Consider the following 13,350-nt stretch of genomic DNA (forward strand, 5'->3'; position numbering starts at 1 on the left):
AGGAAAAGCGATGAAATTTATAAATAAAACAATAAAATATATAGGACTGTCTTATTTGGCTTTGGGCATGTTTAGCTGTGACCAAGGGCTGGATTTGGTTCCTCCCGGACAAGTTTCAGAACTAATTTACTGGCAACAAGAAAAAGATGCTAATCTCGCAGTAAATGGGATTTATGCGGAATTGGATGGTCAGTTAATGGTCAAAGAATTGGATGGTGCAACGGATATTGGATTTCGAGCACCTTCCGGACCTGGCTCTTTACATGATGTGACTATGGGGTCTTTTGATCCCGTCAACGCAGCGATTGGGTCTCAGTGGGACAGGTATTACAGAGGGATACAAAGGGCCAATAATGTGTTGGCAAATATTGACAGGATAGAACAAGGAGATCAAGAATTGTTGTCCAGATACAAAGCAGAAGCAAGGTTTTTACGTGCTTTCTTTTATACCCAATTAAGTAGTCTTTGGGGGGATGTACCCTTGATCTTAGAGCCACTTGAAATTACTGATCAAATCGGAAGAACAGCAAAATCTGAAGTTGTTGATTTTGTGATTGCTGAGTTGGATCAGATAATTCAGGGAAGTCAATTGCCTTTGAGTTATACCCAAGAAGTAGGTAGAGCTACTTTAGGTGCTGCTATAGCATTGAAAGCCAGGGTTGCCTACAGAAATGAAAGGTATGCTGTTGCCAGAGATGCTTCTAAGGCAGTCATGGATTTAGGAATCTATGAACTTTATCCAGACTATGGGAAATTATTTAATTATGCTGGGCAGAATTCTTCAGAAGTGATTTTTGATAGACAATATGCAGTAGGTGGTGATACTTACAATGCCTTTTCGTTTTCTGCAGCTTCTATAGGTGGTGGATCTGTAGTGGAACCCATTCACAATTTGTTTTTAAAATATGGGTACAAAGGACCTAAAAATCCCAACAACCCTTTTGAAAACATTGATCCAAGATGGAATTTCACGACTTATTATACAGGACAGCCAATTGGTACCAGCACCTTTAACTCATTGCCGGATAGTCCTACAGCAGATAGGGTGAGGTCTTCGGAATTTTCTACGGTAAATGGCTACAACTTGAAGAAGTGGGTGGATTTTGAAGCTGATGGCACCAATCCCAATACAGGTTCTATCAATATGATTTTGATACGTTATGCCGATGTGCTACTTATGTATGCTGAATCCAAAATAGAATTGAATGAAATTGACGATTCAGTCTACGAGGCGATAAATAGGGTTAGGCAAAGACCAACTGTAGAAATGCCTCCCATAGAGACAGGTAAAACCCAAGAGGAGTTTAGAGCAATCATCAGGGATGAAAGAGCGGTTGAATTGGCTTTTGAGGGATTACGTTTGTATGACATGAACAGATGGAAGATCGGAGAGGACAAAATTGGCACGGTAGAAGGACTGTATTACCTCAACGAAGCTAGTGGAGAATGGGAAACCATTACCAGTGGCCTGACAAGGACATTCAGACCTGAGCGGGATTATTTATGGCCAATTCCTCAAGCAGAGATTGATATTAATGATAATATGACGCAAAACCCGAATTATTAAGGATACGCTGCATTTATCAAGTTAAAGTATAGATCTTAATGTTGAATAAAAACCCACAAACGATTTGTTTGTGGGTTATATTTTTAGCCTCAACATTGCTTGTTGAGTAATTTTGAGTGTTTAAAAAAATTGAAAATGGTACTTTAACCAACCTCCCAAATTTGGTATCTTGGAAAAAAATAGTCCAAGACTTGATGCGCTAAAATTAGAACTTATAGAATGGTTAACTAAGATAGAGGACAAGGAAACCATTGAAAATTTGAAAATTGAAGAGGAAGCGAAATCTGAAAACAATGATTGGTGGGTTGAATTATCTGCATCGGAATAATCCGGTGTTGAGAGATGTCTAAGAGATATTCTAAATGGCCGACAGTTTCGCATGACGAAGCAAAAGGTAAATTTAGATTATTATTTAAGATGGTCCGTTGAAGCCTCCGTACCTTAGAGGATTCTGGAAGGTATCCACTTTAAATAGACCAATAGAGAAGTTGATGTTTTTAAGCTTAAATTGAGTCCTCAACTTGGTTTAATTACTCAAAACCGACTTATGCCTTCTTCTTGTAAATCTAGTTTGAGAAAAGCAGTGTTAAGTAGACAGACAACAATTTTTTACCAAATAATTGATCACACTATTTAATTGAAAAAACTACACATTAATAGAAAGGACATAGGTAAATTGAAATAATGCAAGAAATTGATCAAAACGTAACCATAAAAATGAAGGGAAAGCCAATTGGTGGGTGGCTGTGGGTCATAATGGTCATACTTTTAGGTAGTGCCATTCAACTTATTATTAGTATTTTAACAACTTTAAATGAGTTTTTGGCTGATGATTGGCAAATGTTTTTTCAGACAAATGATAATCTACTAAAAATCAGAATTTACATTTACGCCTACCTGATTATTTCAATGTTAATAGGGCTTGGCATTCTTGTTTGGAGCCTCATTATATTCTTTCAAAAGAAAAAGAAATTCCCTACGGTTTTTATCGGACTTCTTGGTTACTTCATTTTGACAGAAGTTTTAAGAATTTACTTTTTGGACTATTATGCTAACCTCACGGACCAAGACGCAAGCAATATTGAAAGTAGCCTTGCCAAAACTGGAATTATGGCCATAATTACTGGGCTTTACTTAAATAAGGGGAGGCGTCCAAATCAAACCTTTGTTAGGTGAAAATTTGTCTGTGAAATGCTCAATATTGAGACTAAATTTAGGATAGGGTGAATTTTAAACCAGATGGCTTTGGTTGGTTTGTTTTCCTAGAGTATTTTTAATAAATCAGCACATAATTCTCAACTTTTGGTTCTATACAATTACAAATAGTAAAATACTTAATGATGTGTATTGACTTGGTAAGAAGTCAATATCCAGCATTTTTTATAGCTAACTTGTCTATACTATTAAAATCTCATTTTAAAATGAAGTCAATAACAAAGCTCCTTTATCTTGCCCTCTTTTCCTTTTGCATTTTAAGCTGCAAATTGCAAAAGAAGCAAGAAATCCAAGCGGTCGAAAAACCTAGCAATACAGCCATAATACCAGTTCCAAAACTTGAAGATGACAGTTACGATTGGTTGGTGCGCCATAATGATATTCTTGAGGTAAAAGATTCATTGGACCCAGAAATTGTTTTAATAGGAAATTCGATCACTCATTTTTGGGGAGGCGATTACCCCCCACTGAAATATGCCGATGGAAGATCAAGAATATCCAATGGCCCAAATTCATGGCAGGAAACATTTAAGAACCATAGGGTTTTGAATTTAGGTTTTGGCTGGGACCGTACTCAAAATGTGCTCTGGCGTTTGAACAATGGGGAACTTGATGGGCTTGATCCAAAATTGGTAATTATCCATATAGGCACCAACAATACCAGTGAAACGAAAAATGCACGCATGAATACTGCTGCAGAAATAGTTGAAGGAATCGCTGCAATTTATACCAGCGTTCGAACTAAAGCGCCAAATGCTAAAATTGTATTAATGGAAATAATGCCTCGTGAAGAAAAGCCAGATAATCCACGAAGGATATTTATCAATGAAACAAACCAATTGTTAAAGCTATATGCAGCTGATAAAAAGATAATATTGCTAGACATTGCTTCTAAAATGCTGGACTCAGATGGTCTCCTTACCAAAAAGGTCACCCTTGATTTCTGCCATCCCAATGAAGCAGGATATCAAATTTGGGGCGAAGCACTAGGCCCTTTTATTGATAGTATGGGAGATTAATAATCAAATTATTTTAACACTTTAAAATTGCAATAGAGGTTGGATTATTTTAGCTGGGTAGAAATATGGAATAGATAATCTATATCGCTTCAAAATAAGCAACTTTGTTGTTGTTTCCAATTTCACTATAGAGGTGCTATGCTAAAACCTCCAAATAGCCTGATTTTCTCTCGATTGCAACACTTCCCCTAAACACGGGACAGGCTTTACCTCTAACTACTGTCAGGGTGGAGAAATCCTATTACAATAACTGGATTTAAATGACTGCATATTTTCCTATCTTAGGATCAAGACAATAGGAATGCTATTAAGAGATAATTACCCTTAGACTATAAAAGATATTTCTTGTAACTGGAAAAACGCGGGATTCTTAAACATATCAAAAAATTTAAAAAAAAATCAGTGGGTAATTTAAAAGCAAAAATTATTGTAGTACTAACAACATTTGTTCTCATAAGTTGTGGCAGTAAGGAGCTAACCATTTATGTTAGTGCCAATGGTAATAATGAGAATGATGGAACAAGTGAAATGCCTTTCCACACCATTGAAAAAGCCTTGGAAGAAGCAATTAAAATCAGGAAAAATACCAATGAAACGATAACCATCCATTTGAAAGAAGGGGAATATCATTTAACAGCTCCTTTGGTAATCTCTTCCGAACTAAGCAATATCGCTCTTATCGGGGAAGGAACAGACAAAGTAAGTGTTAAAGGTTCAACGGTTCTGGAGACAAACTGGAAAGCATTCGATAAAAATATTTGGATTACCGAGCTTAAAGAAAACCTGGTTTTTAATCAGCTATTTATCAATGGAGAAAAGCAGATTCTGGCTAGGTATCCTAATTTCGATGAAAATGGAGGGGCTTGGCAAGGCCATGCTGAGGATGCCATAGCAAAAGAACGTGTAGCGTCATGGAAGGAACCTAAGGGAGGTTTTGTACACGCCATGCATCGTGGCCGATGGGGTGGTTTTCATTACCAGATAACTGGGGTAGATTCAACTGGAGAACTAAGTCTAATTGGTGGACATCAAAATAATAGACCTTCAGCCATGCACCCTGAACTTAAAATGGTAGAAAATATTTTTGAAGAGTTGGACAGTGAAGGAGAATGGTATTTTGATAAACAGGAAAACAAACTTTATCTGTGGGCTAAGGACGGTACTGATTTAGTCAATTCAACCACTGAAGTATCCACTTTAAAGCACCTTATTGAGGTAATTGGGAACTCCGAAAATCCTGTTAAAAATGTCAATATTGAAGGGATACGTTTTGAACATGCCATGCGAACTTTTATGGAGGATTATAGTAAGTTGCTTCGTAGCGATTGGACAATCTACAGAGGAGGGTCAATTTTATTAAGCGGAACCGAGTCCATCACTATTAAGGATTGCGAATTTATCAATTTAGGAGGGAACGTGATTTTCGTCAATGGGTACAATAGAAATACTGAAATAATTGGTAATCACATTCATGATTGTGGGGCAACAGCCATCAGTTTTGTGGGAGATTTTACTGCTGTTCGTTCAGCATCTTATCAATACAACGAGTTTGTCCCTATTGCAGAGATCGATAGTATTCAAGGCCCAGCCAATGATTTGTATCCCGCAGACTGTAAAGTTGAGAACAACCTGATTTATAAAATTGGACGCATAGAAAAGCAAGTGGCAGGAGTTCAGATCTCTATGGCCATGAATATTCATGTGAAAAACAATAGTATTTATGAGGTCCCGCGGGCAGGAATCAATGTAAGTGAAGGTACTTGGGGAGGACATCTTATTGAAAATAATGATGTGTTTAATACTGTTATGGAAACTGGGGATCATGGAGCATTCAACTCTTGGGGTAGAGACCGTTTCTGGCATCCAAACAGAAAAATTATTGACAGTTTAGTACAAGCGAATCCTCAAATGCCCTATTGGGACGCCATTCACACAACCATTATCCGAAACAATCGTTTTCGTTGTGACCATGGTTGGGATATTGATTTAGATGATGGCTCATCCAATTACCATATTTATAATAATTTATGCTTGAACGGAGGTCTCAAACTTCGTGAAGGTTTTGATAGGGTAGTTGAAAATAATATAATGGTAAACAACGGTTTTCATCCACATGTTTGGTTTGCCAATAGTAAAGATGTTTTTAGAAATAACATTACAATGACCAAACATTTCCCAATTCGGCTTACGGGTTGGGGTAAGGAAGTGGATTATAACTTATTTCCTGATGCCGAGTCTTTGGTCTTAGCTCAGGAAAACAATACTGATGCCAATAGTCTTTACGGAAATCCAATGTTTGTTTCTCCTGAAACGGGGGACTTTACGGTTGCAGAGAATTCTCCTGCACTTCAATTGGGATTCAAAAATTTCCCTATGGACAATTTTGGCGTTCAAAAAGCGGAATTAAAAGCCATTGCCAAACAACCGAGCATTCCAGAATTAAATGCGCCTTATTTTCAAAATGACACCAAAAGCACAAAAGATTGGCTTGGTGCTACACTTAAAAATGTGGAAACCCTAGCAGAACAATCTGCATCAGGTTTACATAATATGGATGGGGTAATTGTGTTAAGCGTAAAAAATGAAAGTAAATTAGCAATTTCAGGAATAATGGATGGCGATGTTATTGTTGGGGTTGAAGGGGAAAAAATAAAAAACATTTCAGAACTGCTTATAAAATATCAGGAAAATTTATGGCATGGATATTTAAAGTTAAGCATAGTCCGTAATCAGAAGGTGAACGAAATAAAGGTTAATTTGCAGTGAATTGATAGCAATTCACGACAGTTTTGACAATATTTTATAAACTAATTAAAGCTATTAACCTTATTTTAAGATTTCATAAATATCATGTAATCGTTTAGTTAAAGGCAAGAGAATCGGTAGACCAATTCTAATCCTATACCTTTGATTTAGAGTGGACAATGGCTTAAAATGAAGAGTAAATTATAAATTAAGCATATCTACCAAAATTAATTTCTAATTTTGTAGAATTTTATTTGAAAAAAATATGGCAAATATAATAAATGAAATTTCAAGGACCTTCAGCGAGTACTTGATATTACCTGGATTAACAAGGAAGTCAAACACCCCAGACACAGTAAATCTAAAAACACCATTAGTTAAGTATAAAAAAGGGGAAGTTCCGAAAATCACCCTAAATATTCCCTTTGTCTCTGCCATTATGCAATCGGTATCTGACAATGGACTTGCCATCGCTTTGGCAAAAGAAGGAGGCTTGTCATTTATCTTTGGTTCTCAGTCAATTGAAGATCAAGTCAAAATGGTGATGGAGGTAAAAAAATATAAGGCTGGCTTTGTAGAAAGTAGAGCCAATTTAACGCCTGAACATACCCTAGAGGATGTATTGGCCTTAAAAAAAGAGACGAGTTTCTCAACCGTTGGCGTAACAGATGATGGCACCTCTTGTGGCAAGCTATTAGGGCTAATTACGAGTAGGGATTACAGGGTTAGCAAGGAAAGCTTGAGTAAGAAGGTGAAAGATTTTATGACACCCTTATCCAATTTGATAACAGCCAAGGATGGAATCACTTTAAATGAGGCCAATGATACCATCTGGGAGCATAAATTGAACAATTTGCCAATTGTCGATAAGAATGGCAAATTAAAGTATTTTGTGTTTCGCAAAGATTATGACAGCCATAAAGACCACCCAAACGAGCTGTCAGATGATAAGAAAAGGTTGGTGGTAGGGGCAGGGATTAACACAAGAGATTATGAGGAAAGGGTACCAGCATTAGTAGAAGCTGGTGTTGATGTGTTGTGTATTGACTCTTCAGATGGCTTCTCAGAGTGGCAAAAAGACACCATCTCTTATGTGAAAGAAAAATACGATGGCAATGTTTTGATTGGTGCTGGTAATGTGGTAGATAGAGAAAGCTTCCTATATTTAGCCAAAGCTGGTGCCGATTTTGTAAAAGTTGGTGTTGGTGGAGGTTCTATCTGTATTACCAGAGAACAGAAAGGCATAGGTAGAGGACAAGCAACTGCCCTTATTGACGTTGCCAAAGCACGCGATGAATACTTTATAGAAAGTGGAGAATATATTCCCATCTGTTCAGATGGAGGAATTGTTCAGGATTATCATATTACATTGGCACTTGCCATGGGGGCGGATTTCTTAATGATGGGGAGGTATTTTGCCCGTTTCGATGAAAGTCCGACGAGAAAGCTTCTTGTAGGTGGAAATTATGTTAAGGAATATTGGGGCGAGGGTTCTAATAGAGCAAGAAATTGGCAACGCTATGATATGGGAGGAAATGACAATCTGAAATTTGAAGAAGGCGTAGACAGTTATGTTCCATATGCAGGTAAGTTAAAGGATAATTTAGACCAAACTATTGGGAAAACTAAATCAACTATGTGTAGCTGTGGAATATCCTCAATTAAGGAATTACAATCCGATGCCAAATTGACTTTGGTGTCATCGACCAGTATCATTGAAGGCGGTGCCCATGATGTAATTGTGAAAGACGGTAAAAATTAAGACCGTTTAAAATCTTGTTACTAGAATTCATATGAGAAAATAATAAAGTAGCTTACTAGCAAGACTTGGTGGTAAAACTTCGTGACCTATCCTGTATTTGACAGGATAGGTTTTTTTATGAGGCGATTTCAGCACCTAATTGGATATCTATTGCATACTTCGAGTTTAATTAAGGGCATGCTGATAGTTGTTTTTTTTATTCTTATTTTTAAAGGTTATAAAATGAGAATGTGTTAAATTGATACTTTCCTGAGCCATTGGGTTTTTAAATTTTCAGAAGAAACAATTAATGAAAGGTAAGATAACACGGCAATTGGCAGCCGTCATGTTTACAGATATTGTCGGCTATACGGCATTGATGCAAAAAAATGAAGCTGTGGCCATGAGGATTAGATCACGGCACCGAGAGGTTTTCGAAAGCCTTCATAAAATCTACAATGGTGAAATCATTCAGTATTATGGAGATGGTACGCTTAGTGTTTTCAAGAGTGCCATAGAAGCGGCAAATTGTGCCATCCAAATCCAAAACCTTTTGCAAGATGGTGATCCAGTACCAGTGCGAATAGGGCTGCATATGGGGGACATTGTATATAGCGAAACTGAAGTGTATGGGGATGGAGTGAATCTCGCATCGCGGATTGAAAGCATGAGCGTCGCGGGTGGTATTCTATTGTCGAATAAATTAAATGATGAGCTAAAAAACCATCCCACTATTTCTACAATTTCACTTGGCCATTTTGAATTAAAGAACATAGAAAACCCAGTGGAGGTATTTGCAATTAGCAATGAGGGAATTAAAGTCCCTCTACTCCAGGAAATAAGTGGAAAGCGAAAAAATAACTATAAGACCATTGCAGTGCTTCCTTTTGCAAACATGAGTACGAGTGCTGAAAATGAATATTTCAGTGATGGGATTACGGAAGAGATCATCAATGCCCTGGCAAAAATTAAGAGTCTGAAAGTTACTTCCAGGACTTCCTCTTTCTTCTTCAAAAATAAAAATGTTCCAATCAAACAAATAGCGAAAGAGTTGAATGTTTCTGCCATTCTTGAAGGTAGTGTACGGTTGGCTGGGGATACAATGAGGATTACTGCGCAATTGATCCAAACAGAGGAAGATTTTCATTTTTGGTCGGAAACATGGGACAGGAAGCTGGAGAATATTTTTGAGGTTCAGGATGAGATCAGTCTTTTAATTGCGGATAAGTTAAGAGAGCATTTTGGGCACTTTGAAATAAATGAACACCTTGTAACCAAACCAACAGAAAGTATCAGTGCCTATGAGTACTGTTTAAAAGCAAAATTTCACAAAAACAAATGGAATCCCAAAGATGTTGAAACGGCGATTTCCTATTATGATAAGGCATTAAAGATTGATCCCAACTATTCTGATGCATTGGTTGGAAATGCGGACTGTTATAGCTTTTTAGGAACTACTGGATTTATGCCGTTTGAAGAAGCATGGGGGATAACTATTCAGTATACGAATCAGGCAATCGAATTAAACGATGAATCTTCAGGTGTTTATTATCAATTGTCCAATCAAGCTTTTTTTATAGGATGTGATTATGACAAATCGCTTACTAAAATGAAGAAAGCCATAGAGATCAATCCAAACAATGCCGATGCACAACAATTTATTTCTTTTTTATATATCATTGCAGGCAATAGGGCTAAAGCAAAAAATCACCTTGATATAGCATTAAGCATCAATCCACTTTCAGATGAAACCCATTTTTTCAGGTCCTATTTCCATTATATGATTGAGGATTATCAAATAGCCCTGACAATGCTCAATCGCTGCATAGCGAATAATAATAAAAATATTCCAGCCCACAGTATAAAAACATTGTGCTTATTGAAATTAGGAAAATACGAGGAGGTCATTACCTACTTTGATAATGTGCCTGAAGACGTCATTATTGAAGGAGAAAAAACCGGAGCCATTGCTTTGGCTTATGCAATGAAAAAAGACAAAGCCAAAACTTTACAGTACCAACACCTATTAGAAGAACAAGCCAAGGCATCTAATGGATTTACGTCTGATTCCTATTTATTCTTAATGCACGCTGTATTAGGTGAGGTCGACAAGGCATTCCAATGGGTTGAGAAGTCCCTCCAAAACAAGGCTTCCCTATTGCTCCTTAGGTACACCGATCCTTTGGTTAATGATTTAAAAAAGGATTCAAGATATACGAAGTACCATAAAGTCATTTATCCTAATAGCGATGAGCCTCAATCTATAGGCCCCAAAAAAGCTTTGTTAGATGAGGAAACTACAGAAAGCTACAAAAACCGATTATTAGCACTTTTCGAGGAGGAAAAACCCTACCTGAATAGTGATTTGTCATTGCGATCTTTAGCCAATCATTTAGAAATACATCCAAATCAACTCTCCTGGTTGCTTAATGAAAGTATTGGTAAAAACTTTAATGAGTTTGTCAACCATTACCGAGTGGAAGCATTTAAAAAAAATGCGAACGACCCTAACAATTCCCACTTGTCTTTAATAGGATTGGCCTATGACAGTGGGTTTAACTCAAAAACTGTTTTCAACACCTATTTTAAAAAAGAAACAGGTTTGACTCCAAAACAGTTTCTTAAAAATCAGAATTAGAGTGGCTTACAATAGGTTCGGATTTATAATCACGAACATTTAACCAAAATATCCGGCTTACATTTGTTTCATTATTAAAACAAAATCTTAATTGTCAAAATCACTTAATGATGAAAGCAATAATAAGCACAGGGTATGGATCAGCGGAGGTTCTTCAAGTACAAGAAGTACCAAAGCCTATACCTAAGGAAAATGAAGTTTTGATAAAAGTATACGCCGCTTCGGTCACAAGAGCTGGAAGTATGATGCGCACAGGCAAGCCTTATATTGGTCGTTTATTCTTAGGTCTGTTGAAACCCAAGAATCCCATTCCAGGAACTGGCTTTGCAGGAGTGGTGGAAGCAATAGGGAATGGGGTGAGGACTTTTAAGGTAGACGACCGGGTATTCGGAGAGTCTCTTGAGAATTATGGTACACAAGCAGAGTATCTATGTCTACCTGAAGGTGGAATAATTACCACCCTACCTAATAATATGACTTTTGAGGAAGCCGCGCCAGTTTGCGATGGGGCATTAACCTCCATTAATTTTCTAAAGGAATTGGCTGAAATAAAACCAGGAAAAAAAGTTTTGATCAATGGCGCTTCAGGGAGTTTAGGGACTTCAGCAGTACAGCTTGCCAAATACTATGGTGCTGAGGTGACTGGAATCTGTAGTACCCAAAACATTGAAATGGTCAAGTCGTTAGGTGCCGATCATGTTATTGATTACACGAAACAAAACTTTTCTAAAAATGGTCAAAAATATGACATCATCTACGATACCATAGGGAAGCTATCATTTTCAGCATGCAAAAGCTCTTTGACTGAAAAGGGAATGTATGTCTCACCTGTACTGGAAATGCCGCTCCTTTTCCAAATGTTACGGACCTCTATATTTGGAAGCAAAAAAGCAAAGTTTTCTGCTACAGGATTGAAACCCGTTGCTGAATTGAAATTACTATTTAATGAAGTAAAGGAGATCATTGAAACAGGTAAACTAAAATCAATTATAGACAAGAGTTATCCCTTAGAACAAGTTGGAAATGCCCATAGGTATATTGATAAAGGGCATAAGAGAGGGAATGTAGTTTTAGTCATGGAACATAAACCCCACAAACTGCCTAAAGCAAAACCGCAATTAAATAATAGCGAATCGGTTTGAAACTTTAAGGTTATGAAACGGACAAAACTAATACTCAGAATAGTATTTATCCTTGCAAGCATAGGTTCTTTGACCTTCGTACCGTGGATTTTGGTTAAGGCTTGGATATTGCCATTACCCGACACAGTTCAGGAACAAGTAAATGAAGCAATTGACTATGACTTTGATGGAATGGTAGTCTATGTGGATAAAGCAGGCCAGTCACCCGCATTGTATACAGCCGGCTGGCATGACCGGGAAAAGAAAATACCTGCCCGTCCAGATGCCCTATTTAAGATTGCCAGTATAGGCAAGTTATATGTCGCCGTTGCTATCGCTAAATTAGCTAATGACAAACGTTTGTCTTTGGACAATACCCTTGCTGATTACTTCCCTGAACTTGTGGGGAAAATTGAATTTGCAGAAAGAATTACTTTGAGATTAATGGTGCAACACCGATCTGGTATACCCAACTTTATCGATAATCCTGCTTACTGGGAAAATCGTCCGAATTTCAATAAGGAAGCACTTGAATTAGCCATTGAAATGCCGGCTAGTTTTGAACCAGGTGATGATTATGAATATTCGAACACCAATTACTTGTTGCTTACCCAGATCATTGATAAAGTTGTGGGATACAATCACAACCAATTTATCAAGGAGGAGATTTTAATACCACTTGGACTAAACAATACTTTTGCTTCACTTCGTGAAGTAAATATAGACGATGTAATGAGTGGCTATTATGTGGGGGAGGAGCATGATTTTAAGACGGAGGAACAAGGAATGTTGGCCACAGCAGCTGATGTGGGTACATTCTTGAGAGCATTAAACGATGGTTCACTGTTTGAAGAAGGGGAACAGGAAATCTATTCCTCAATTTATGTGTATGAGCATACCGGTTTGATTGTTGGCTATCAGAGTATTGCAAAATACTTCAAAGACATTGATACGGTTGTGATTCAATTTAACAATACAACTAACTTTGATGGTTATGATTGGAATCTTGCAGAAATCATGTACAGCCGTATAGTGAAAATAGTAAGGGACTAAAAATATTATGTCTTTTGGCAAATATTAGGGGATAAGGTTGTCGCATTCACATAGACCTTAGGCCAATCCAGTAAAACCACAGGCATTCCCATTATGTTGGAGAAAATCCTTTTAAATACCTTAAAAGCATATTAGATTGAGGTATTGTTGCTTAGTGATATTCTTGCGACAGATTTGGACTCCATTAAACCCGAAATATGCAACACTCATTACGAATCCTATTACATAATCCGGGTTAAAACAAAAAACTT

9 protein-coding genes are annotated in these 13,350 nt (G+C 37.3%); all 9 read left to right on the forward strand.

All coding sequences use genetic code 11. The features are described 5' to 3' along the window. Positions 1 to 10: 10 nt before the first annotated feature. The 9 genes from CA2015_RS18885 to CA2015_RS18920 all read left to right on the forward strand — a co-directional run bounded on the left by CA2015_RS18885 (position 11) and on the right by CA2015_RS18920 (position 13,099). Positions 11 to 1,567 (forward strand): RagB/SusD family nutrient uptake outer membrane protein, encoded by a 1,557-nt coding sequence (locus tag CA2015_RS18885; RefSeq protein ID WP_048643304.1) that lies wholly within the window; start codon positions 11 to 13, stop codon positions 1,565 to 1,567. Between the two features lie 169 nt (positions 1,568 to 1,736). Continuing rightward, positions 1,737 to 1,895 (forward strand): hypothetical protein, encoded by a 159-nt coding sequence (locus CA2015_RS24900; protein ID WP_157470546.1) that lies wholly within the window; start codon positions 1,737 to 1,739, stop codon positions 1,893 to 1,895. 356 nt (positions 1,896 to 2,251) lie between these two features. Further along, a complete protein-coding gene (locus CA2015_RS18890; protein ID WP_048643305.1) occupies positions 2,252 to 2,743 on the forward strand; it encodes a DUF2569 family protein in 492 nt (163 codons plus the stop codon). Between the two features lie 245 nt (positions 2,744 to 2,988). Next, entirely contained in the window at positions 2,989 to 3,801 is an 813-nt protein-coding gene (locus tag CA2015_RS18895; protein WP_157470547.1) for a GDSL-type esterase/lipase family protein, read from the forward strand. 402 nt (positions 3,802 to 4,203) lie between these two features. After that, positions 4,204 to 6,567, forward strand: coding sequence for a right-handed parallel beta-helix repeat-containing protein (locus CA2015_RS18900; RefSeq protein WP_053086717.1), 2,364 nt, complete (start codon positions 4,204 to 4,206; stop codon positions 6,565 to 6,567). Between the two features lie 244 nt (positions 6,568 to 6,811). After that, a complete protein-coding gene (locus tag CA2015_RS18905; RefSeq protein WP_048643306.1) occupies positions 6,812 to 8,308 on the forward strand; it encodes an IMP dehydrogenase in 1,497 nt (498 codons plus the stop codon). Positions 8,309 to 8,597: 289 nt separating this feature from the next. Continuing rightward, positions 8,598 to 10,925 (forward strand): helix-turn-helix domain-containing protein, encoded by a 2,328-nt coding sequence (locus CA2015_RS18910; protein WP_048643307.1) that lies wholly within the window; start codon positions 8,598 to 8,600, stop codon positions 10,923 to 10,925. A 107-nt stretch (positions 10,926 to 11,032) separates the two neighbouring features. Further along, positions 11,033 to 12,067, forward strand: coding sequence for an NAD(P)-dependent alcohol dehydrogenase (locus tag CA2015_RS18915; protein WP_240477844.1), 1,035 nt, complete (start codon positions 11,033 to 11,035; stop codon positions 12,065 to 12,067). Positions 12,068 to 12,079: 12 nt separating this feature from the next. After that, entirely contained in the window at positions 12,080 to 13,099 is a 1,020-nt protein-coding gene (locus tag CA2015_RS18920) for a serine hydrolase domain-containing protein (RefSeq protein WP_048643308.1), read from the forward strand. The last annotated feature ends 251 nt before the right edge of the window (positions 13,100 to 13,350 follow it).

Source organism: Cyclobacterium amurskyense (assembly GCF_001050135.1).
Classification (GTDB): Bacteria; Bacteroidota; Bacteroidia; order Cytophagales; family Cyclobacteriaceae; genus Cyclobacterium; species Cyclobacterium amurskyense.